The following is a 229-nucleotide window of genomic DNA, read 5'->3' as shown; positions in this document are numbered from 1 at the left end:
TTCCGCAGTAGCTCAGTGGTAGAGCATTCGGCTGTTAACCGAACGGTCGTAGGTTCGAATCCTACCTGCGGAGCCATATATGGGGAAGTACTCAAGTGGCTGAAGAGGCGCCCCTGCTAAGGGTGTAGGTCGGGTAACCGGCGCGAGGGTTCAAATCCCTCCTTCTCCGCCATATTGGCCCCTTGGTCAAGCGGTTAAGACACCGCCCTTTCACGGCGGTAACACGGGT

At 57.2% G+C, this 229-nt stretch carries 2 tRNA genes; both read left to right on the top strand.

What is annotated here, in order from left to right:
* Position 1: 1 nt before the first annotated feature.
* Positions 2-76 (top strand) — tRNA-Asn (locus NR125_RS29555).
* A gap of 5 nt (positions 77-81) precedes the next feature.
* Positions 82-172, top strand: a tRNA-Ser gene (locus NR125_RS29550).
* Positions 173-229: the final 57 nt, after the last annotated feature.

It is taken from the genome of Cytobacillus sp. Bac17, from assembly GCF_024519925.1.
GTDB classification, from domain to species: Bacteria; Bacillota; Bacilli; order Bacillales; family Cytobacillaceae; genus Cytobacillus; species Cytobacillus pseudoceanisediminis.
This window is presented reverse-complemented; position numbering and strand designations above follow the sequence as displayed.